The 21,270-nt window shown below is 71.6% G+C and carries 18 protein-coding genes; 7 read left to right on the top strand and 11 right to left on the bottom strand.

The genetic code is table 11. The annotated features are described in order from the left end of the window. Positions 1-2: 2 nt before the first annotated feature. The 6 genes from QBE02_RS06635 to QBE02_RS06660 all read right to left on the bottom strand — a co-directional run bounded on the left by QBE02_RS06635 (position 3) and on the right by QBE02_RS06660 (position 5,899). The gene (locus QBE02_RS06635; protein ID WP_279367614.1) at positions 3-1,106 is read right to left on the bottom strand and encodes a glycosyl transferase; all 1,104 of its coding nucleotides are present in this window, start codon (positions 1,104-1,106) and stop codon (positions 3-5) included. Continuing rightward, the gene (locus QBE02_RS06640) at positions 1,103-2,566 is read right to left on the bottom strand and encodes an LCP family protein (protein ID WP_279367615.1); all 1,464 of its coding nucleotides are present in this window, start codon (positions 2,564-2,566) and stop codon (positions 1,103-1,105) included. The genes QBE02_RS06635 and QBE02_RS06640 overlap by 4 nt, the downstream gene beginning before the upstream one ends. Continuing rightward, positions 2,563-3,030 (bottom strand): 5-(carboxyamino)imidazole ribonucleotide mutase, encoded by a 468-nt coding sequence (purE, locus tag QBE02_RS06645; protein ID WP_279367862.1) that lies wholly within the window; start codon positions 3,028-3,030, stop codon positions 2,563-2,565. The genes QBE02_RS06640 and purE overlap by 4 nt, the downstream gene beginning before the upstream one ends. A 94-nt stretch (positions 3,031-3,124) precedes the next feature. Beyond that, positions 3,125-4,258 (bottom strand): 5-(carboxyamino)imidazole ribonucleotide synthase, encoded by a 1,134-nt coding sequence (locus tag QBE02_RS06650; protein ID WP_279367616.1) that lies wholly within the window; start codon positions 4,256-4,258, stop codon positions 3,125-3,127. Between the two features lie 241 nt (positions 4,259-4,499). Beyond that, complete coding sequence (locus QBE02_RS06655) at positions 4,500-5,057, bottom strand: PH domain-containing protein (RefSeq protein ID WP_279367617.1); 558 nt, start codon at positions 5,055-5,057, stop codon at positions 4,500-4,502. A 59-nt stretch (positions 5,058-5,116) separates the two neighbouring features. Beyond that, positions 5,117-5,899 (bottom strand): biotin--[acetyl-CoA-carboxylase] ligase, encoded by a 783-nt coding sequence (locus QBE02_RS06660; RefSeq protein WP_279367618.1) that lies wholly within the window; start codon positions 5,897-5,899, stop codon positions 5,117-5,119. Positions 5,900-6,057: 158 nt separating this feature from the next. Here QBE02_RS06660 and QBE02_RS06665 point away from each other — a divergent pair, with 158 nt between their 5' ends. Together QBE02_RS06665 and QBE02_RS06670 are read left to right on the top strand one after the other, a co-directional pair. Then, complete coding sequence (locus tag QBE02_RS06665) at positions 6,058-7,647, top strand: acyl-CoA carboxylase subunit beta (RefSeq protein ID WP_371129294.1); 1,590 nt, start codon at positions 6,058-6,060, stop codon at positions 7,645-7,647. Then, positions 7,644-7,880 carry an acyl-CoA carboxylase subunit epsilon gene (locus tag QBE02_RS06670; protein ID WP_279367619.1) on the top strand — a complete coding sequence of 79 codons (237 nt, stop codon included), beginning with the start codon at positions 7,644-7,646 and terminating at the stop codon, positions 7,878-7,880. The genes QBE02_RS06665 and QBE02_RS06670 overlap by 4 nt, the downstream gene beginning before the upstream one ends. Before the next feature lie 311 nt (positions 7,881-8,191). Here the strand turns inward: QBE02_RS06670 and QBE02_RS06675 are convergent, their stop codons facing one another. Genes QBE02_RS06675 through QBE02_RS06690 form a run of 4 tightly spaced genes read right to left on the bottom strand, consistent with a single transcriptional unit; the run spans position 8,192 to position 12,459 of the window. Further along, on the bottom strand, positions 8,192-9,226 hold the full coding sequence (locus QBE02_RS06675) for a hypothetical protein (protein ID WP_268103455.1): 1,035 nt from the start codon (positions 9,224-9,226) through the stop codon (positions 8,192-8,194). Further along, positions 9,223-10,458 carry an ATP-binding protein gene (locus QBE02_RS06680; protein WP_279367620.1) on the bottom strand — a complete coding sequence of 412 codons (1,236 nt, stop codon included), beginning with the start codon at positions 10,456-10,458 and terminating at the stop codon, positions 9,223-9,225. Before QBE02_RS06680 ends, QBE02_RS06675 begins: the two co-directional genes overlap by 4 nt. Positions 10,459-10,471: 13 nt before the next feature. Further along, positions 10,472-11,140, bottom strand: a complete 669-nt coding sequence (locus QBE02_RS06685) for a response regulator transcription factor (protein ID WP_056226776.1) — start codon at positions 11,138-11,140, stop codon at positions 10,472-10,474. Positions 11,141-11,199: 59 nt separating this feature from the next. Continuing rightward, complete coding sequence (locus QBE02_RS06690) at positions 11,200-12,459, bottom strand: class I SAM-dependent RNA methyltransferase (protein WP_279367621.1); 1,260 nt, start codon at positions 12,457-12,459, stop codon at positions 11,200-11,202. Between the two features lie 145 nt (positions 12,460-12,604). Between QBE02_RS06690 and QBE02_RS06695 the strand changes: the two genes are divergently transcribed. Both QBE02_RS06695 and QBE02_RS06700 read left to right on the top strand, forming a co-directional pair. Then, positions 12,605-13,252, top strand: a complete 648-nt coding sequence (locus tag QBE02_RS06695; RefSeq protein WP_279367622.1) for a Maf family protein — start codon at positions 12,605-12,607, stop codon at positions 13,250-13,252. Between the two features lie 77 nt (positions 13,253-13,329). Next, positions 13,330-15,096, top strand: coding sequence for a biotin carboxylase N-terminal domain-containing protein (locus QBE02_RS06700; RefSeq protein ID WP_279367623.1), 1,767 nt, complete (start codon positions 13,330-13,332; stop codon positions 15,094-15,096). Positions 15,097-15,728: 632 nt separating this feature from the next. Here QBE02_RS06700 and QBE02_RS06705 read toward each other — a convergent pair. Then, on the bottom strand, positions 15,729-17,189 hold the full coding sequence (locus QBE02_RS06705) for an NAD(P)H-quinone dehydrogenase (RefSeq protein WP_279367624.1): 1,461 nt from the start codon (positions 17,187-17,189) through the stop codon (positions 15,729-15,731). Positions 17,190-17,297: 108 nt separating this feature from the next. Between QBE02_RS06705 and QBE02_RS06710 the strand changes: the two genes are divergently transcribed. The 3 genes from QBE02_RS06710 (at position 17,298) to QBE02_RS06720 (ending at position 21,209) form a co-directional block, all read left to right on the top strand. Continuing rightward, positions 17,298-18,131 (top strand): purine-nucleoside phosphorylase, encoded by an 834-nt coding sequence (locus tag QBE02_RS06710; RefSeq protein WP_279367625.1) that lies wholly within the window; start codon positions 17,298-17,300, stop codon positions 18,129-18,131. A 29-nt stretch (positions 18,132-18,160) separates the two neighbouring features. Further along, a complete protein-coding gene (locus QBE02_RS06715) occupies positions 18,161-19,822 on the top strand; it encodes a phospho-sugar mutase (RefSeq protein WP_279367863.1) in 1,662 nt (553 codons plus the stop codon). Between the two features lie 835 nt (positions 19,823-20,657). Further along, positions 20,658-21,209 carry a hypothetical protein gene (locus QBE02_RS06720; RefSeq protein ID WP_279367626.1) on the top strand — a complete coding sequence of 184 codons (552 nt, stop codon included), beginning with the start codon at positions 20,658-20,660 and terminating at the stop codon, positions 21,207-21,209. Positions 21,210-21,270 lie beyond the last annotated feature (61 nt).

Below are 21,270 nucleotides of genomic sequence, written 5' to 3' on the forward strand. Positions count from 1 at the left end.
CCTCACAGCTCCGCGTGCAGCGCCCACACCCGGTCGGCCGAGGCCCCCCAGGCGAATCCCTTGGCGCGGTCACCGGCCAGCACGCGCAGGCGATCGGCGTCCTCCCCCAGGGCTCGCGAGAGCGCCGCACCGAGCTCGTCGACCGGGGCGAAGGCCGCGGCATCCGCCAGCACCTCGTGGAGCACGGGGGTGTCGACCGCCGCGATCGGCAGCCCCACCGCGAGCGCGTCGACCGCGCGCCACGGCCAGTCCGCACGCGCGGACGAGGCCACGAACGCCGCCGCGTGCGAGAGCACGGCCGCCCGATCCCAGCGGTCGAGCGCGCCGCGGGCGTGCACGCGCCCCTCGGCGAGCCCCGCGGCGGCGGCGAGGTCGATCACGGCGGGCTCGTCGCCCTCGGGCACGTCGAGGACGACGACGTCGCCCTCCCATCCCGAGGCGACGACGGCGGCGAACGCACCCCCGAGGGCGTCGGAGGCCGCACTCCCCCCGGCCGCAGCGACGAAGGTTTGCGGCAGGCCGAGGGCCCGCAAGCGGCCCACGGCATCCGACGGCACACGCATCCCCGCGGCCGGAGCCCCGCCGATCACACGCAGCTTCTTGACGAGCTTGGGCTTGGCCACCTCGGCGAGACGCTCGGCCATCGCGTGCGTGGGCACGATCACCGCGTCCGCGTGCTTGGTCACGCGCGACAGCAACGCGCGGCCGGCCAGGACCTCGGCCTTGGGCAGTTCCTCGGGGGTCTCCCACGCGCGCAGGTCCCACAGGGTCACCACGATCTGGTGCGTCTCGTTGACGCGGTCGTGGCGCACGAGAGGTGCGAGCGGGGTAGGCGAGTGGATGAGTCCCTTACCGATTCCGGGGGCGACGCCGAGCTGCCAGGATGCCGCGAGCTCGCGGCGACGCATCGACAGACGCGTCTCGGAGCTGAGGCCGGCGATGGCCTCGCCGTCGGAGATCCCGGGCGAGGGAACGATCGCGCCGACGTCGCACCCGCGCGGGGCGGTGGCGATGAGGGCCTCGGTCAGTGAGGCCGAGGCTTCGGCGAGGTCGCGGGAGGTCGGGGCGACGAGCTGATCCAGCACGACGCGCAGGGTCACGGTCACGAGGAGGGCGCCTCCGTCTCGGTCGGCGGGTGCAGTTTGTCGTGCACCATCTGCTGCACCTGGGCGTAGTCGGGGTCGAACTCGTCGACACCACCCGCCGGGGTCAGCTCGAGCGTGCCGACCGGCTGGCCCTTCGCCTCGAGGGCGAGGTTCACCAGGGTCGGGGCGATGAGCCCCTGCGGCAGGTCGGTCTCGACGATGTTGGTTCCGGCGGTGGCCACGTCCTGGAAGTGCGTGAGCACGTTCTGCGGGGTGGTCTGAGCGAGGATCGCCTCCTGCAGCTCGCGCTGGCGGCGCATGCGGTCGAAATCGCTCGTCGTGTACCGCGAGCGGGCGTACCACTGGGCGGTGTCGCCGTTCATGTGCTGCTGCCCGGGCTCGACCCAGCCGAAGGCCCAGTCGTCGACCGGCTGGCCGTCGTAGGCGGGGCCGCCCTTGGGCAGGCGTTCCTTGACGTCGATGTCGACGCCGCCGAGCGCGTCGACGAGATCGGCGAAGCCCTTCATGTCGATCAGCACGTAGTACGGGATCTGGATGCCCATGATGCCCTCGGCGGCGTCCTTCGTCGCCTCGATGCCGGGCTCGGACCCCTCGGCCTTCGCGTTCGGGTACAGCGTGTTCCCGTCCTGGCAGACCTCGACCTCGGTGCGGAGCTGGTTGATACCGCTGCCCCAGCCGCACGTCGCGTTGGCGTATCCGGTGTGCCCGTCGGGGTACTCGTCCTGCATCGGCCCCGGTGCGAACGGGAAGTGCGGCATGTCGCGCGGAATGCCGGTGATGGTGGTCGCGCCGGTGTCGGCGTTGATCGAGACGACCGAGATGCTGTCGAAGCGCATGGAGTCGCGCCCCTCGCCGGAGTCGGCGCCCAGAAGGAGGATGTTGTAGTACCCGTCGGACGGCGGGACGACGGGGGCGGACTGCGCGAACAGCTCCGAGAAGGTGTCGCGGGTCGTTCCCGCCGCCTGTGCCGCCCACGCCGCGCCCGAGCCGGACACGACGAGCAGCGCCACCGAGACGACGGCGATGGCGACGCGGGACAGGGGCCCGACCTTGACCAGTCGGACCAACCGCAGCGTGTCGATGGTCAGCACGATCCAGAGCACGGCGTACGCGACGAGCGCGATCTGCACCAGCGTCAACGGCAGCGGACGGAACCACGACAGGAAGTCGGGGATGAACGATCCGGTCGCCAGGGCGAACAGTCCGCTGGGCATGAGCAGGGCTCCGAGACCGGCGAGCACCAGGATCGTCCACATCGCGAGGGTGGCGCCGAGGCCGAACCGGCCGAGGCGCCTGTTGCCCGCCAGAACCTGAGCGGAACCGGGAAGCAGGAAGTTGAGCGCGACGAGCCACCACCCGCGACGGGTCATGACCGCCCGCGAGTTCGCGTCGGGGTGACGCATCGGGCGCTGCTCGACGACGTGCGTCCGAGAGCGGGGCCGGGCGGCGGCGAGCGTCATAGGGAATCCTTCAGGCGACGGTTCTTCTCTTCGACCTGCGCCTCGAGATCGCGCGCGTAGGCCTCGACGCGCTCGGCGAGCGCGGTGTCGGCGCTGCCGAGGATCCGCGCGGCGAGGAGGCCGGCGTTCTTCGCTCCGTTGATCGAGACGGTGGCCACCGGGATGCCCGCGGGCATCTGGACGATCGAGAGCAGCGAATCGAGGCCGTCGAGCGTCGCCAGCTGCACGGGGACGCCGATGACAGGGAGGGCGGTAACGGATGCCAACATGCCCGGCAGGTGCGCGGCTCCTCCGGCCCCCGCGATGATGGCGCGTAGCCCGCGTCCGCGCGCCTCGCGCCCGTACCGGACGAGCTTGTCGGGGGTGCGGTGGGCGGAGACCACCTCGACCTCGTGCGCAATGCCGAACTCGGTCAACACCTCGCTGGCGGCGTTCATCACGCGCCAGTCGGAGTCGGAGCCCATGACGACGCCGACCACGGGCGTCTCGGAAGAATGCAGCGGCCGGGTCACCGGTCCAGGGTAGGGCGGCTCGCTGGAAGATCTCGGAACGGCGCGCTCAGTCGAAGAACGCGGCGGCCGCGCGACCCTCGTAGACGACGTCGTCGAGGTCCTCCCCGATGACGTTGACGTGGCCCACCTTGCGGCCCGGGCGCGGGGCCTTGCCGTAGGTGTGGATCTTCGCGGCGGGGTGCGCCGCCATGGCGGCGGCGAACCGCTCGTCGAGGCCGCCCTCGGCGGGGCCGCCCAGGACGTTGATCATGACCGTCCACGGGGCCACGGCATCCGTCGATCCGAGGGGCAGGTCGAGGACCGCGCGCAGGTGCTGCTCGAACTGGCTCGTGATCGCACCGTCCTGCGTCCAGTGACCGCTGTTGTGCGGACGCATGGCGAGCTCGTTGATCAGGATGCGCTGGTCGCTCGTCTCGAACAGCTCGACGGCGAGCATGCCGGTCACGCCCAGTCCCTCCGCGACCGCGACGCCGATCTCGGCGGCGACGCGCTGGACGCGGGCGTCGGCGCGGGGCGCCGGGGCCACGACCTCGGCGCAGACCCCGTCGCGCTGCACGGTCTCGACGACGGGGTACGCGCGCACCTCGCCGGAGGGGCGTCGGGCGACCTGCTGGGCCAGTTCTCGGGTGAAGTCGACCAGTTCTTCAGCGAGGAGGGCACCGCCGTTGCCGTCCTCGGCGAGCGCGGCGAACCAGTCGTCCGCCTCGGTGGCGGCGGAGACCACCCGGACGCCCTTGCCGTCGTACCCGCCGCGCGGCGTCTTCACGACCGCTCGCCCACCGTGCGCGTCGAGGAATTCCTGCAGATCGGATGCCGTGGACACGGCGGCCCAGTCGGGCTGAGGGAGCCCCAGCTCGGCCATCTTCGCGCGCATGACGAGCTTGTCCTGAGCGACGCCGAGGGGTGCGGGTCCAGGGTGGACGGCGACGCCGGCGTCGACCAGGGCGGCCAGCACGTCCTGCGGCACGTGCTCGTGATCGAAGGTGATGACGTCGACGTCGCGGGCGAAGGCGAGCACCGTCGCGGTGTCGCGGTAGTCGCCGACGGCGGTCGCGGCGAGTGCCGCCGACATGCCCTCGCTCTCGGCGAGGACGCGGATCTCGACCCCCAGCTCCACGGCGGGCGCGATCATCATCCGCGCCAGCTGTCCGCCACCGACCACTCCGACTCGCAGCGCCATGCCGCTCCTTCCGTCGGCATCCATTCTGTCTGGCCGCCCGCGGGGGCGCGAGTCGGTCCGGGTGGCCGGGCGATGGGGACCGAGTCATCCGCCGGTGCACCTTGCGCTGGACACAACGCAGGAGATGTGCGCGCCGCGACCCCGGTCGCAGCGCGATCTCGGCAGGAGGAGCGTACGTCTCCTGTGTTATATCGTCAGGGGGCAGGTGCGCACGCCGGGGCGGACGGTGGCCGCGGCGCGCTCAGAGACCGCCGACGGCGCCCGAGCCGAAGGTCTGCGCGTCGCGGTGGGCGAGGATCTGGTTGACCTCGACCTGGTCGACGAGCGTCTCGTGGACGAGCACCGCGTGCGGGATGTTCTTCAGGCGCAGCGGAGGCTCGACGCCGTTCGAGAGCGAGAGCGTGCCCGCGCCCCACATCCGCTGCAGGATGCCGCGCCGCATCTCGATGGCGTACCCGCGCACGTGGGAGACTTCGCGCCGGTTGGCCCCGAACGGACCGGAGCGCTCGATCACGCGGCGCGTCGTGATGGTCCAGGTGTGCGAGAGCCACACGAGGTAAGGGATGACCACCAGCAACAGGACGAGCACGCCCGCCGCGGTCAGCAGCATCCAGTTCTCGTAGGGCGCCGGCAGGTTGTCGTAGAAGAAAGCCGTCGCCCCCGCGACGCCGATCAGGACGAGCGCCGACCAGAACAGGCGCCGCGCGTGCGAGCGCAGTCGTGCGATGCGCAACTCGGGCGCGGCCGTCCCCGGCGCCGGCATCCGCGGGCGCCCGATCGAGTTCGACGGCTGGGTCACGGTCTCATTGTGCGACGCGCGGGGCCCGGCGGGCCGGTGCCACGCGGGGCGCCTCGCCGTCAGCGGACGTGGACCACGTCTCCGGCCGAGACGACGGTCTCGATGGTGCCGGCCTCGACGACGAGGCGTCCGTCCCGGTCGAGGCGCGTGGCCGTGCCCTGGAGGGTGGAGCCGTCGGGCATCGCGACGGTCACCTCTTTGCCGACGGTGACGCAGAGTCTCTCGATCTCGGAGTGCACGCGCTCGACGTCGTCGTGCACGAGGCGCGAGAGCATCTTGCCGAGATCCTCGAGGTAGTCGGCGAGGAGGCGGTCGTCGTCGCACTCCGCGCCGATCGCGGCGAACGAGGTCGCGGTGGTGACCGGAAGATCGGCGCGGCTCATGCGCGTGTTGACTCCCGCCCCGACCACGACCGTGTCGGCCGCGCCGGGCACGACCTCGGCCAGGATGCCGCAGATCTTGCCCCCGTCGACGAGTACGTCGTTCGGCCACTTCAGCTCTGCCGTTCCGCCGTGGCCGGTGAGCTGGGCGCGCACCGCACGCGTCATGGCGGCGCCCGCCACCAGCGGGATCCACCCGCGCTGGGCGATCGGGATCATCGCCGCGTCGACGACGACCGAGACGGCGAGCGCGGTTCCGGCCGGCGCCGTCCAGCTGCGGTCGAGCCGCCCGCGCCCGGCGCGCTGGTCGTCGGTCACCAGCAGCGACAGGTGCGGCCAGCCCTCGGGATCGGCGGTGACCGCCGCGATCACGTCGGCGTTCGTGGAGTCGGTCGTCTCGACGACCTGTACGCGCGGGCTGTGGGCGGCGGCGAGCGGGTATCCGGCGGCGGGGATCGGCATGAGCTCACCCTAGAGAACGCGCCGGGTTCACGGCATCCTCTTGCGCTCGACGCGGCGGCCCGACACGGGAGGACATGGGCGGATGCCACAGCGCCTCGCGCATTCGCTTGTGCGCACCCTCCAACGCGGGCGCCGACGCTGTCGCTAGGGTGGAAAGCGTGACCGACCAGCCCGATCTCTTCACCACCGCCGGCAAGATCGCGGACCTGCGCAACAGGTTCCAGGAGGCGGTCGTCGACGCCGAAGCCGCCGCCCGCGACAAGCAGCACGCGAAGGGCAAGCTCACCGCCCGCGAGCGTCTCGAGATGCTGGTCGACCCCGGCTCGTTCGTCGAGCTCGACGAGTACGTGCGCCACCGCACCTCCGCGTTCGGCATGGACAAGTCGCGCCCCTACGGCGACTCGGTCGTCACCGGCACCGGCACGATCCACGGCCGCACGGTCGCGGTGTACGCGCAGGACTTCTCGACCTTCGGCGGGTCGCTCGGCGAGGTCGCCGGCGACAAGATCATCAAGGTCATGGAGCTGGCGCTGCGCAGCGGCATCCCGATCATCGGCATCCTCGACTCGGGCGGAGCCCGCATCCAGGAGGGCGTCGTCGCCCTCGGCAAGTACGGAGAGATCTTCCGCCTGAACACCGCGGCATCCGGGGTCATCCCCCAGATCTCGATCATCATGGGACCCGCTGCCGGTGGAGCGGTGTACTCCCCCGCCCTCACCGACTTCGTCATCATGGTCGACAAGACCAGCCAGATGTTCGTCACCGGCCCCGACGTCATCAAGACCGTCACCGGCGAAGACGTCGGAATGGAAGAGCTCGGCGGAGCCCACACGCACAACACCCGCTCGGGCGTCGCGCACTACCTCGCCGACGACGAGGACGACGCGATCGACTACGCGCGCGGCCTCATCAGCTACCTGCCCGACAACAACCTCGCCGAGATCCCCGTCTACGACACGCCCTTCGAATTTGAGACGACGGATGCCGACCGCTCGCTGAACACCGTCATCCCCGACTCCCCGAACCAGCCGTACGACATCCACACCGTCATCGACGGCATCGTGGACGCGGCGGAGTTCCTCGAGGTGCAGCCGCTGTTCGCCCCCAACATCGTGATCGGCTTCGGCCGGATCGAGGGCCGCACGGTCGGCATCATCGCCAACCAGCCCTCGCAGATGGCCGGAACCCTCAACATCGACGCGGGAGAGAAGGCCAGCCGCTTCGTGCGCTTCTGCGACGCGTTCTCGGTGCCCATCGTCACCCTCGTCGACGTGCCCGGCTACCTCCCCGGCACCGACCAGGAGTGGACCGGCGTCATCCGCCGTGGCGCGAAGCTGCTGTACGCCTACGCCGAGGCGACCGTGCCCCTGGTGACGGTGATCCTGCGCAAGGCCTATGGCGGGGCGTACATCGTCATGGGCTCCAAGCAGCTGGGCGCCGACATCAACCTCGCGTGGCCCACGGCCGAGATCGCCGTCATGGGCGGTCAGGGCGCGGTCAACATCCTCTACCGCGGCGAGATCAAGCGCGCCGAAGAGGCCGGCGAAGACGTCGCGGCCGTGCGCACGCGCCTGGCTAACGAGTACACGTACAACGTGGCATCCCCCTTCCTCGCCGCCGAGCGCGGCGAGCTCGACGGGATCATCGAGCCGGCGCAGACGCGTGTCTCGATCGCCAAGGCCCTGCGGGCGCTGCGGAACAAGCGCGCGAGCCTGCCCGCGAAGAAGCACGGGAACATCCCGCTGTGAGCGACACCGTCGACCCCGACGCCTCCCGACCCATCGTCGCGGAGGTCGTACGCGGCACGCCCACCGAAGAGGAACTGGCCGCGGCGATCGTCGTGGTGAGCGAGTCCTACGTGCGCGAGGTGGCCGACGCCACGGTTCCCGACGAGACGCCGCGCTCCCGCTGGGAGCTGTCGGCTCGCGGCCTGCGCACCCCGCTGAACCGCACCGCCGGATGGCGCGGTTTCACTGGCTGACACGTGTTCGAAATGTCCCCCGAAATACCTACAGACGGGCGAGGGACACTGCCGAATACTGGAGGAGCTGGAACGCATCACGCGTTCGGTCGGACCGCTCCTTAGAGCCGGATTCGACCGCGCGGACGGTTTTCGGGTAACCGTTCGCACGGGTGAGGGGCAGGCGCATTCGCCGCCCCTCACCCCCAATCCTCTTCCCCCGCGGAGGGCATGGCAGCGTCGACGGACCCCCCTCACGTCGTCGCCGCCGGCCGCGGGGGCGCGCACACGCGGGGCTCGATCACAGCCGAGGTACTGCTGCCGCCTGCGGGTCAGCGCGGGCGACGGATCTCGCGCCAGAGGTCGACCTGATCGTCGTCTCCCCCGGCGCTCTCACCACTCGAGCGCCCGACGATCGTGACGGCGATCTCGTGGTGCGGAGAGGTGCGGATGATCACGCGCTCCGACACGGACTCCCGCAGGATGCCCGCCAGCTCGGATCGGATGCCCTTCAGATCCGCGGCGCCGAGTCCCTCGAGACCGCCCTCGTCGAACAGACTCACCGCGGACCCCCGGCGGCGCGCGGCGTCGATCTCGGCCCGCACGTCGTCGTCGAGCAGGCGGTTGCCCCGCAGCTCATCGCGCAGGCTGGCCTCGGCGCGTCGAGCGGCCTGCTTGTCGGCCGCGCGCAGGTTGCCGCCGTTCTCGATGGTGCGGGCGAGGATGGGGCCCGCCGCCTGCAGCGCGCGCTGAACGTGAAGCCGACGCTCTCGTTGCCGGCCGCTCTGCGAGGCCTGCCACGCGGATGCCGCTTGCTGGAGCTCGGCGAGACGCTCGGCGTCCCGCGCCGCGCGGTCGAGGGCGATGGTCACGAGCTGCGCCGCGGTCACCCACACGATCGAGCCGACCAGGCCCAGGCTGAGCGCCTGCAGCGGCCCCAACCAGAACGATGTCGACACGGCGAGGATCAGCATCCCGACCCATGCGACGATGGGCCGGCGCCGCACCATGACGATGGTCATGAGCGCGCCGACACCGCCGATCACCCACGTGACGAAAGGCTGCGTGCGACCGGCCTCGGTGACCGCGAGGAACGTCGCGTTCGACACCACGATCGCCACCACGAGAGCGAGCACGACCCCCCAGGCGGGCAGTCGCGCACCCGAGGTCGGCGCCGGCTGTCCCCGCCGGCCGCGCGCGCCGATCGCGAAGATCCACAGCCACGTCACCGGGAGGTAGAGCACCAGGGCCGCCACGATGAGCCACCCGCGCTCGACGGTCTCGGGAGAGGTCCAGATGAGGCCGCGCGCCGCGAGGTAGGCGGTGAAGGCCAGTCCGATGACCGACAGGATGGCGCGAACGGTCACCAGCGGTCTCCGCTCTCCCACTCAAGGGTGACCGTGGTGCCGCCGGCGTGCGAATCGATCTCGCTGCGACCGCCCACGGCCGCCAGTCGCGCGTCGATCGAACCGCGGATGCCGAGTCGGTCGGCCGGGATGGCGGTGACGTCGAAGCCGGGGCCCGTGTCGCGCACCCGGACCGACACGCTTCCCGGGGAGGCGTAGCCCGTCAACTGCACCGTGAGGCCCTGCGCATCGGCGTGCTGTACGGCGTTGGCGACGGCCTGCATCGCCGCGAGGACGAGCGCGCGGGCGATCCGCCCGGGGACGTGCGGTGTGCCCTCGTCGACGTGGCGGACGACGGTCAGGTCGACCCCGAGCTCGCGAGCGGCGGCCTCGATGTCGTCGGCCAGGCGCAGCGCGGGGACCGGCTCGTCGCTTCCTTCGAGGGAGTCCTTCTCGGCGTTCGCCAGCCGGGTCAGCGCCTCGCGCGCCATGCTGACGGCGAGAGTGCGCTCGCGCGGGGTCGTGGCGCGGTCCGCCGCGAGCAGGGCGCCCAGGACGCTGTCGTGCATGAGAGCCGCCACCGCGACCCGCTCGTGCTCGGTCGCGGCCGTCGCGGCCGCAGCGGCGTAGCTCGACACGGCCGACGCGCGGGCCTGGTCGACGTTCGCGGCGATCGAGCGGTACATCCAGCCGAGGGTCACCAGGACGCTGCCGAGGATCAGCGCGAACGAGGCGTCGAGCGAGATCGGCAGGATGAACTCTCCCCGCCCGCCGGCCTGCAGCAGGCGCACCACCCCGAACAGCAGCGGTGCGGCGACCGTCCAGACGATCTGCAGCGAGAGGGGGAACGCGACCACGGTGGCGACCGTGGCGACGTTGATGAGGTAGAAGATCCAGGGGTTCTCGGTGGGGACCGGTGTGGGTCCGCCGGCCGTGGCAACGGGCCAGAACGCGAGGGCGAGCATGAAGACGACTGCGAAGACACCCGAGAACACCCGCGCGAAGCGTCCCACGGTGCAGGCGATGATCATCGCCACCAGCGGCACGAAGACGGCGAGGACGAGAGGCATGTGCCACCCGGCCGCCTCATCTCCCGGTCCGAACGCGGCGACGAACGCCTGCAGCCCCAGCACGAGGGAGCCCGGGCCCACGATCAGGGTGATGACGCGCTCGATCCGCGTCTGCGTGAACGACCCCTGCTCCGCCTGCCCCTCGCGGGTGTGGGGGATCCGCCCCCAGGCTTCGTCGAGCACGGACCGATGGTTCTCAGCCATGGCGGGGAGCATCATCGGGTGCGTCCTGCAGGATGCCGTCCTCCATGGCGCGCCGCAGCAGGTCGACCTTCGTCGGTGCCGGGCGCCCCACCTCGACGTACTTCACGCGGACGCGGGTGATGTTCTCCTTGGCGGTGGAATAGGCGACGCCGAGGCGGTCGGCGACGGCCTTGAGCGGAAGGCCCGCGGCGTACAGGCGCAGGACCTCGCGCTCTCGAGCGGACAACTGCGCGTCGGCGAACTCCCGATCGCCTTCGACGGCGCTCGCCCACTCGACGTTGTCGAGCACCTCGCCCCGGGCGACGGTGCTGATGGCGCCGAGCACCTCGTGCGTCGGCGACGACTTGCTGACGATCCCCGCGGCGCCCGCGGCGAGTGCCTCGCGCACCGCGGCGGCGCGGTCGGCGACGCTGTGGATGATGACGCTGGAGCCGTCGCGGACGACGCGGTCGACGTTCTCGGAGACCGTCGTGCCGTCACCGAGCGTCAGGTCGAGCACCACGACGTCGGCGGGGTTCGCGGCCGCCGCTTGACGCCAGGACAGGTACGAGGCGACGTTCGCGCCCGAGAAGACGACCTCGGTGGCCTCGGTGCGCGCGAGGGCGGCCTCCAGCCCGAGTCGGACCGACTCGTGGTCATCGATGAGGGCGACGCGCGTCATCCCCACATCGTATCGGCGCGGGGGCCGCCGCGCGGGTGAAGGTCGCGCGACCCGGCGCGTCAGCGGCGCAGCACCGTGACGGCCTCGACGTGGTGCGAGTTCGGGAAGAGGTCGACACCCCGGATGCCGCGCTCGGCGCGGTACCCGAGTTCGGCGAACAGCGCCAGGTCGCGGGCGAGGGCCACGGGGTCGCACGCGACGTAGACGACGGCGGACGGGGTCAGCGCGGCGATGCCCTCGACGGCGACCCGGCCCGCACCCGCCCGTGGCGGGTCGAGCAGCACGACACCGCGCTCCAGACGCTCGCGCTCCCGCTCGGAAGCGCCGGCGGCGAGGTTCTGGACGTAGCGATCGACCCGTGCCGTCTCGGCCCGCGCACCGACCCACTCGGCGAGGTTCTCACCGGCGTGCTCCGTCGCCCGGGGGTCGGATTCCACGCTCACCACGCGCGTCGACGACCCGCCCAGCTCGGCGAGCGCGGCGGCGAAGAGGCCGACGCCGCCGTAGAGGTCGAGATGCATCGCCTCGGGGTCGAGGGCCCCGACCGAAGCGGTGAGCTCCGCCGTGACGAGAGAGGTCAGCGTGGACGCGGCGAGGCGGTGCACCTGCCAGAACCCGCCCGCATCGACGCGGAAGACGCGCTCACCGACGATCTCGTCGACGACCTCGGGGGCAGCGGTCGAGCGATCGCCCTCGGGCCGCGGCAGGACGCGCACGCGTCCGTCGGCCGGCTGGACGAGGTCGATGCGCCCGGGGCGCGCTCCCCCGCGCACCTCGGCGGCCGCACGCGCGACGGCCTCTGTCGCGAGGGGGAAGTCGGGGGTCTCGACGACGTGGTGCGACCGCGCGGCGTAGGCGCCCACCCGGCCCCGGTCGTCGACGTGGAGGCTCACGCGCGTCCGCCAGCCCGTTCCGTCGACGGACTCGGGGTGATCGGCGTCGCCGGCGGGGCGCACGTCGACCGGCAGCTCGAGCCGGCCCACGCGCTCCATGGCCTCGCGGATCACGCGCTCCTTGAGAGCGCGCTGGTGCGCGAGGTCGATGTGACCGAACTCGGCCCCGCCCACGCGTTCCGCGGGATCCACATCGATATCGGCCGAACGCCAGACGTGCGGACGGCGCTGGGGAGCGGCATCCACCACCTCGACGGCCTCGGCCCGCCAGAACGCCTTCTTGCGGGTGTCGGTCAACCGCGCGCGGACGCGTTCGCCGGGCATCGTGTCCGAGACGAAGACGACCCGCCCCTCGTGCCGTCCGACGAAGACGCCGCCGTGGGCGATGCCGGTGATGTCGAGTTCGATGAGGTCGCCGTCGTGCATCCTCCGAGCCTGTCATACGCGGCCGGGAGACCGCCGGGGGCGGGCGCGGCGACGCCCGACCGCCCCCGGCGGGAGGTCCCTGAGCTCGTCGAGGGGTCCGGGCGGCGCGGAGACCGCCGCCCCCGCACGTGGGTAGCGTTGTCGCATGCGCGTGTGCTTGGCATCCACTTCTCCCGCTCGTCTCATGCTGCTGCGCCAAGCGGGCATCGAGCCTGAGGCGCGGGCACCCCAGGTCGACGAGGAAGCCGTGATCGCCGAGGTCGAGGCGGACGAGGCCCGGCGCCTGTCCGCCCCCGAGCACGTGCTGTTGCTCGCGCAACGCAAGGCCGCCGACGTCGCGCACCGCCTGCGCGCCGAGGAGCCCGATTTCGACGGCTTCGTCATCGGGGGCGACTCGATGTTCGCCCTCGGCGACGAGATCCTCGGAAAGCCGTACACCCCGGATGTCGCGACCGCACGCTGGCGCGGGATGCGAGGGCGCACCGGGGTTCTGCACTCCGGGCACAGCGTCTTCCGCCTCTCCCCCGGCTCCGAGCCGCGCGAGGCCTTCGCCGTCGCCGAAGCCTCGGTGACCTTCGCCGCCGATGTGGACGACGCCGAGATCGCCGCGTACGTGGCCACCGGCGAGCCCCTGCTGGTGGCGGGGGCGTTCACCGTCGACAGCCTCGGCGGGGCGTTCATCGAGCGGGTGGACGGGGACCCCTCGACGGTGGTGGGCATGTCGCTCTCGACGGTCCGCCGACTTGTGCGCGAACTGGGCGGTTCGTGGACCGACCTGTGGAACCGTTCGTAGACTCCCTCACACGTTTTTCGGCGTTTCTTATCGAGGAGGGTCAAAAGGCCGGGGTGACCCCTCGCTAGGCTGGGAGGATGCCGAAGATCGCCAAGGTCCTTGTCGCCAACCGCGGCGAGATCGCCGTCCGAGTCATCCGCGCCGCCCGTGATTCGGGGAAGGCCTCCGTCGCCGTCTACGCCGATCAGGACCGTGACGCGCTGCACACCCGCCTCGCCGACGAGGCCTACGCCCTCGACGGTGCGACCAGTGCCGACACCTACCTGTCGATCGAGAAGATCCTCTCGGTCGCCCGCCGCTCCGGCGCCGACGCCGTGCACCCCGGCTACGGCTTCCTCGCCGAGAACGCCGACTTCGCCCGCGCCGTGATCGGTGCCGGCCTCATCTGGATCGGCCCCTCCCCCGACGCCATCGAGGCCCTGGGCGACAAGGTCACCGCGCGCCACGTCGCCGAGAAGGTCGGCGCACCCCTGGCCCCCGGGACCCCCGGCCCCGTCTCGGGTGCCGACGAGGTCATCGCCTTCGCCAACGAGGTCGGCCTGCCGATCGCCATCAAGGCCGCGTACGGCGGCGGCGGACGCGGGCTCAAGGTCGCGCGCGAGCTCGACGAGGTCGCCGAGATGTTCGAATCGGCCACGCGCGAGGCGGTCGCCGCCTTCGGCCGCGGCGAGTGCTTCGTCGAGAAGTACCTCGACAAGCCGCGTCACGTCGAGACGCAGTGCCTGGCCGATGCCGCCGGCAACGTCGTAGTCGTCTCCACGCGCGACTGCTCGCTGCAGCGCCGCCACCAGAAGCTCGTCGAAGAGGCCCCCGCGCCGTTCCTGACCGACGAGCAGAACGCCATCCTCTACTCGGCGTCGAAGGCCATCCTGAAGGAGGTCGGCTACGTCGGTGCCGGAACCTGCGAGTTCCTCATCGGCGCCGACGGCACGATCTCGTTCCTCGAGGTCAACACCCGCCTGCAGGTCGAGCACCCCGTCTCCGAAGAGGTCACCGGCATCGACCTCGTGCGCGAGCAGTTCCGCGTCGCCGAGGGCGAGGAGCTCGGCTACGACGACCCGGCCCCGGTCGGTCACTCGATCGAGTTCCGCATCAACGGCGAGGACCCGGGTCGCGGGTTCCTCCCCCAGCCGGGCCCGATCCACGTGTTCAAGACGTTCGGCGGCCCCGGCATCCGTCTCGACTCCGGCGTGACCGCGGGCGACAGCGTCTCGGGCGCCTTCGACTCGCTGCTCGCGAAGATCATCGTGACCGGCCGCGACCGCGCCGAGGCCCTCGAGCGCTCGCGCCGCGCCCTCGACGAGTTCGAGGTCGCCGGCATGCCGACCGTCATCCCGTTCCACCGCAAGGTCGTCCGCGACCCCGCCTTCACCGCCGAGAACGGCGAGTTCGGCGTGTTCACGCGCTGGATCGAAACGGAGTTCGTCAACGACATCCCCGCGTGGGACGGCGAGCTCGAAGCCCCCGCCGCAGCCCCCGGCCGCCACACGGTGGTCGTCGAGGTCGGCGGCAAGCGCCTCGAGGTGAGCCTGCCCGACCGCATCACGGCCGCGGCTCCCTCGGTCGGTCGTCCGGCCGCCGCTCCCCCGTCCCGCCGCGCCCACGGTGCCTCGCCCACGGCCGGCGCCACCGGCGACGCGGTCAAGTCGCCGATGCAGGCCACCGTCGTCAAGGTGGCCGTCGAAGAGGGCCAGCAAGTCGTCAAGGGCGACCTGGTCGTGGTGCTCGAGGCGATGAAGATGGAGCAGCCCATCCAGGCCCACAAGGACGGCACCGTCGCGAGCATCGACGCCTCGGCCGGCACCACGGTCGCCGCGGGGCACCAGCTGCTGCTGATCAGCTGACGGGCCCCTCCGTTCGACACGGCGCCGCGCTCCTTCGGGGGCGCGGCGCCGTCGTTCGTGGGGGCTGCGCCAGCAACGGCGGGCTGCGGCGCGCTGCGGCGCGCTGCGGTGCCCTGCGGGCTGCGGCGCGTTGCGGCACGGCGATAAACGGCATCCGTACCGAAACACGCCACGACGCCGCGTTTCCCGGCAGAAACAGCGTTTGTCGCAAGGGAGCGGCGCGGTCCGGAGCGGCGCGGTCCGGCGCGGCACGATCCGACGGGGTGCGGCGGGGCGGGGCACGGTTCGGCGCAGCCGAGCGGCGCAGCCGGACGGCGATAAACGGCATCCGTACCGAAACACGCCGCTAGGCGGCGTTTCTCGACAGGAAGGGCGTTTATCGCGAGAGAGGAGGGGGCACGGCCCGCCGGGGCGCGATCAGCCGGGGCGCGGTCCGAGATGGCCAGGCGGCGATAAACGGCATCTGTGCTGAGACACGCCGCGAGGCGGCGTTTCTCGACGGGAACGGCGTTTATCGCGCGGGAGGGAGCGCCTGGAGCCCGCGGATCGCACCGCTGTCCCGCGCCTCACCACGCCCGTGCCCGGGCGTCGGATGAGGGGCGGATGCCGCGAGGCCGCGGCATCCGGAGGGCTCAGTCCTCGCCGGGGTCGTCGCGGTCGACGATGTGCATGGCGCGCGCAGCGTCGGTGATGCTCGAGGTCAGCGAGGGGTACACCGCGAACACGCGCGCGACCTGGTCGACGGTGAGGCGGCGCTCGACGGCGATCGCGATCGGGTAGATGAGCTCCGACGCCTTCGGGCCGACGATCACGCCGCCCATCACGGTGCCGCTGCCCTCGCGGGCGATCAGCTTGACGAAGCCGTCGGTGATGCCCTGCATCTTCGCGCGGGGGTTCGCCGAGAGCGGGAGCTTACGCACCTTGCCGGCGATCCGCCCCTCGGTGACGTCCTGCTCGCTGAAGCCGACCGTGGCGATCTCGGGCGCGGTGAAGATGTTGGCCGTGATGCGGCGCGTCTCGAGCGGGATCACGATGTCGCCGAGGGCGTGGAAGATCGCCTGACGCCCCTGCATCGAGGCGACGGATGCCAGGGGGTAGAAGTTCGTGCAGTCGCCCGCCGCGTAGATGTTGGGCACCGAGGTGCGCGCGACGCGGTTGACGCGGATGTGACCGGATGCCGTCATCTGCACCCCCGCCTGCTCGAGCCCGATGCCGGCAGTGTTGGGGATCGACCCGACCGCCATCAGGCAGTGGCTGCCCTCGATGGTGCGGCCGTCGGAGAGGGTGACGGTGACTCCATCGCCGGTGTTGACGACCGAATCGGCCCGCGCCTTCGCCAACAGGGTCATGCCGCCGCGCTGGAACACGCGCTCGAGCACGGCCGCGGCATCCTGATCCTCACCCGGGAGCACCTGGTCGCGGCTCGAGACGAGCGTGACCTTGGCACCGAGGTTCATGTACGCCGAGGCGAACTCGGCGCCGGTCACGCCGGAACCCACGACGATGAGGTGCGAGGGCACCGACTTCATGTTGTAGAGCTGCGTCCACGTGAGGATGCGCTCGCCGTCGGGCTTGGCCGAGGGGAGCTCGCGGGGAGACGCACCGACCGAGACGACGAGGGTCTCGGCCTCGACACGGTCGAAGTCGGTTCCGCCGGCCTCGGTCGAGACCACCACGGCGCCGTCGCCGTCGAGACGTCCGTGGCCCGAGATGATGCGGACACCCGCCTCGAGCAACGAGGCGCGCATGTCGTCGGACTGCTGCCGCGCGAGCGAGAGCAGGCGCTGGTTGACCGCGGCGAGGTTGATCGCCACCTCGGGGGTCAGCGGCTTGCCGCGGTCGTCCTTGGCGAACAGCTGCACGCCGAGGCTGCTGGCATTGCGGATCGCGACGGCCGCGTCGGCGGTGGCGATGAGGGTCTTCGAGGGGACCACGTCGGTGATGACGGCCGAACCGCCGACTCCCGCGCGCTCGACGAGGGTGACGTCGGCGCCGAGCTGCGCGGCGGAGAGAGCCGCCTCGTACCCGCCGGGGCCGCCGCCGACGATTGCGACGGACTGCTTGCGCTCGAAGCTCTGCACCATGGCATCCATTCTGTCAGCGCTGGGCGGATGCCGATGCTCCACACAGCTGCGCCCGACACGATGATCCGAGGTGTGTGCCGTCTGGCCCGCAGGCCCCGCAGTTTCTAGAGTGGGGGAATGTCCAACAGCACCTCACACCCGCTCGACGACCCCGCGGTCGACCCGTTCGAGATCGCCGCCGCCGCGGCTGCCGACATCGCCCGCCTCTCGGGCGTCGAGCACCACGACATCGCCGTGACCCTCGGGTCCGGCTGGGGACGCGCCGCCGAGCTCATCGGCGAGGAGACGGCGTCGTTCCCCGCGACCGAGGTCGTCGGTTTCTCCAAGCCCGCCCTCGAGGGGCACGTCGGCACGCTCCGCAGCGTCCGCACCCCCGGCGGCAAGAACGTCCTCGTCATCGGCGCCCGCACGCACTACTACGAGAACCACGGCGTGCGCCGGGTCGTGCACAGCGTGCGCACCGCGGCCGCGACGGGTGCGAAAACGATGATCCTCACGAACGGCGCCGGCGGCGTCCGCGAGACGTGGAAGCCCGGCCAGCCCGTGCTCATCAGCGACCACATCAACCTCACGGCCGACTCGCCCCTCGAGGGCGCGACCTTCATCGACCTCACCGACCTGTACTCGAAGCGCCTGCGCGACATCGCCCGCTCGATCGACCCGTCGCTCGACGAGGGCGTGTACACGCAGTTCCGCGGGCCGCACTACGAGACGCCCGCCGAGGTGCAGATGGCCAAGACCATCGGCGGCCACATCGTCGGTATGTCGACCGCCCTCGAGGCGATCGCCGCGCGTCAGGCCGGCATGGAGATCCTGGGCTTCTCGCTCATCACGAACCTGGCCGCCGGCATCCAGCAGACGCCCCTCAGCCACGAAGAGGTGCTCGAAGCCGGCCGCGAGGCCGAGCCCGTGATCTCGGCGCTGCTCGCCCGCGTGATCGGCGCGTTGTGAGCGCGTACGTCGACGCGGCCCGCGCCTGGATGGCGCAGGATCCGGATGCCGTGACCCGAGAAGAACTGTCGGAGCTGCTCGCGCGCGTCGAGGACGGCGATGCGGAGGCTGCCGCCGACCTCGAGGATCGTTTCTCGACGCGGCTGGCCTTCGGCACCGCGGGCCTGCGCGGAACGCTCGGTGCCGGCTCCAACCGCATGAATCGCGTGCTCGTCGCCCAGGCGGCGGCCGGTTTCGCGGCGTACCTGCTCGAGCGCTCGGGCGGCGAGACGCCGACGGTCGTCGTCGGGTACGACGGACGCCGAAATTCCGACGTGTTCGCGCGCGACTCGGTCGAGATCTTCGCCGGCGCGGGCCTGAACGCGATCCTGCTCCCCCGCCTGCTGCCCACGCCCGTGCTCGCCTTCGCCGTGCGCCACCTCGGTGCCGACGCGGGCGTCATGGTCACCGCCAGCCACAACCCGCCCGACGACAATGGCTACAAGGTCTACCTCGGCGGCGCCGACGAGGGCGCGCAGATCGTCTCGCCGGCGGATGCCGAGATCGCCGCCCACATCCAGCGGATCGCCGACGAGGGCAACATCACCACCCTCCCCCGCTCGGTCGGCTACGCCAACGCCCCCGAGTCGGTCGTCGAGGCGTACGTCTCCGCGACCGCCGCGGTGGCACCCGCACCCGCCGCAGCCGAGGGTCTCAACTGGGTCTACACCGCCATGCACGGCGTCGGATGGGAGACCGTCTCGCGCGTGCTGACCGAAGCGGGCTACCCCCAGCCCACCGTCGTCGAGGCGCAGATCCACCCCGACGGGCGCTTCCCGACCGTCGCGTTTCCCAACCCCGAAGAGCCCGGGGCCATGGACCTCTCGCTCGAGACCGCGCGCGCCGTCGACGCCGAGCTCGTCATCGCGAACGATCCGGATGCCGACCGCCTGGCCGTCGCGGTCCCCGACGCCGACTCCGAGGGCGGGTGGCGACGGCTGACCGGCAACGAGATCGGGCTGCTGCTGGGGTGGCGCGCGGCGAAGGCCACGGCCGGCTCGGGCGGCTCCGATGCGGACGGTCCCGGGGCGCCGGCATCCCTCGCCTGCTCTCTGGTCTCGTCGCCCGGACTCCAGGCCGTCGCCGAGCACTACGGTCTCGAGTTCCACTCCACCCTCACCGGGTTCAAGTGGATCTCGCGGGCGCCCGGCATCGTGTTCGGCTTCGAGGAGGCCCTCGGCTACCTCGTCAACCCGACGACCGTGCGCGACAAGGACGGGATCTCGGCCGCCGTGGCTCTTCTGAGCATGGCATCCGAGGCTCGCGCTCAGGGCCGCACCGTGGCTGACCTGCTGCAGGAGTTCCGCGACACGTTCGGCGCCTTCGCGAGCGACCAGATCTCGGTGCGCGTGAGCGATGTCAGCGAGATCGCGGGGATCATGGCCGCGCTGCGTGCCCAGCCCCCCGCCGCGGTGGGCGAGATCGCCGTGTCGCGCATCGACGACCTGCTGCTCGGCGTCGACGGACTGCCCCCGGGCGACGTGCTGCGCCTGTGGCTCGACGACGGCTCCCGCCTGATCGTTCGCCCCAGCGGCACCGAGCCGAAGCTGAAGCTGTACCTCGACGTGCGCGGCTCGTCGGCCAAGAAGGCGCGCCGGCGTCTCGAGGCCCTGCGCGCCGGGGCCGAGGAGCTGCTGGTGTCGGTGCGCTGAGGGGTCCGGCGCGGCGGACGACGAGCGCCGACCCGGTTCGGGGCGCGAACCGTGGCCCCGGGGTGCACTCCATGGCCCCGCGGCCACGAATGAGCAGGTCACCGCGCCTGAGGGGACGTGGCCGCAGGCATCATGAGCATGCGGGGACGCGGAATCGCTGGTGCTGCCGCGCTGTGAAGCGCGCAGGGGGCCTCCCTGCTGGCTACGGTCTGCGGCGCAGATTGTGGCCCCGGGGCGTGCCCCGTGGCCCCGGGGCCACGGATGGGCATGTCAGCGCGCTCGGGCTGTATGGCCGCAGCCTGGTGGGGAAAAGGCTGCCGCGGGGTGCGCCCCTCCTCCCCATCCACGGGTTCGCGCCCTCTGTCCGCAGTCGGGGCGTCCCGGCCCGCGAGGGAGCGCCGGTGACCGCAACGATCAGGCCATGTCGAATGCATTCGTCGTTCCTCTGCGTCGTCGTCGTGACCTGGAGGATCTGGGGTGGGACTCCCGCCAGATCGCCCGCGCTCTGAAGGCCGGCCAACTCATCGCCGTGCGGCGCGGTGTGTTCGCACGCGCTTCCGAGCTGCAGGATCTGAAGATCGAGGAGCAGGTGGTCCTTCGGGCACGCTCCTACGGTGCCGTCGCGACCTCTCGCCCAATTTTCGCGGGTCGCACTGCTGCGGCCCTCCATGGACTCCCGCTGCTCGCAGATGATGGGCGACTGCACGTCTGCTCGCCCGAGAATCGACCGAGCGCTGCTTCTGACGTCGTCCGGCACCGCGGAGAACTCAGCACCGATGACATCACGGAAATCAACGGAATCGCATGTACGTCACTCGTTCGAACCGTCGCTGACGTGGCGAGATGGGAATCGCGAGAGTCGGCCGTTTCAGCGGCTGACGCCGGTCTGCGCGCCATCGCTTGGACACCATCCAACACGTACGACCTGGACAAGGCGGCGACGTTTCGCGCGTCCGCAATCGACGCTCTCGACGTCTCTCCGCGCGGGCGTCGCCGCGGGCGCCGCGCTCTGGAGTTCACAGACGGACGAGCACAGCGCCCCGGAGAGAGCATCAGCCGAATCCGACTCGACGAGCTGGGCTTCGCCTCGCCGTCACTGCAGGTTGCCGTTGACGGGCCGCGTGGTAAGACCTACTGGCTCGACTTCGGGCTCGATGAAGCGAACGCATGGGGAGAATTCGACGGCAAGGTGAAGTACCGCGAGCTCGCCGACACCTCTGGACGCTCGTCTCGCGAGGTCGTCGAAGCGGAGAAGCGGCGCGAGGACTGGATCCGAGGCACCACGGGGCGTGCCGTGGTGCGCTGGGGGTGGGAACACATCAGCGACGCCGCCGCTCTGGGCCGCCGTCTTGCTGCCTTCGGTGTGCGCCCCGGACCGCGTCCGTGAACCGCTTCGAGTAGCAGGCGCGCCCACATCCGTGGGTCATGGATCGGTGCCCAGGCCAGCC

Source organism: Microbacterium testaceum, assembly GCF_029761935.1.
In the GTDB taxonomy this organism is placed as follows: domain Bacteria; phylum Actinomycetota; class Actinomycetes; order Actinomycetales; family Microbacteriaceae; genus Microbacterium; species Microbacterium testaceum_A.